Source organism: Psychrobacter sp. AOP5-GZ1-6, from assembly GCF_052376345.1.
In the GTDB taxonomy this organism is placed as follows: Bacteria; Pseudomonadota; Gammaproteobacteria; order Pseudomonadales; family Moraxellaceae; genus Psychrobacter.
This window is the reverse complement of record NZ_JBQSVP010000372.1, coordinates 1-329: the sequence shown is the minus strand read 5'-3', so window position 1 is coordinate 329 and position 329 is coordinate 1. Positions and strand designations below refer to the sequence as shown.

Sequence of the window (329 nt, the reverse complement as noted above, 5' to 3'; positions counted from 1 at the left end):
AACTAAGTACATGTGAGTATTCAAGCCACTGTTACTATTAACCACTGATTCAGCAAAGTGCATATTATCACTAAGTAAGTTATTGCCTGACCAGGAATTCGCATAGCATGGTGCTGTAGCAAATAAGAAATTCTTGCCTGCTATGCTTTTTATTGTATTAGCTAGAGCTGGAATCGCGCTTTGAATACTTCCAATATCTAAAACATTACTTAGTAAGTGAACTGTTTCAGAACAAATTTTTTCTTGAAGCAGCAAAGGCTCATCAAGGTATTGCTTATATGTGTGTATGTAGTGGTCGGTGAATTTTTACACCTTGATCAAGACAAACA

General features: G+C 35.9%; 1 protein-coding gene. It reads right to left on the bottom strand.

All coding sequences use genetic code 11. The features are described from left to right. On the bottom strand, positions 1 to 255 hold a 255-nt coding region (locus ACT3RN_RS16260; RefSeq protein WP_444518894.1), incomplete at its 3' end, for a hypothetical protein. Positions 256 to 329: the final 74 nt, after the last annotated feature.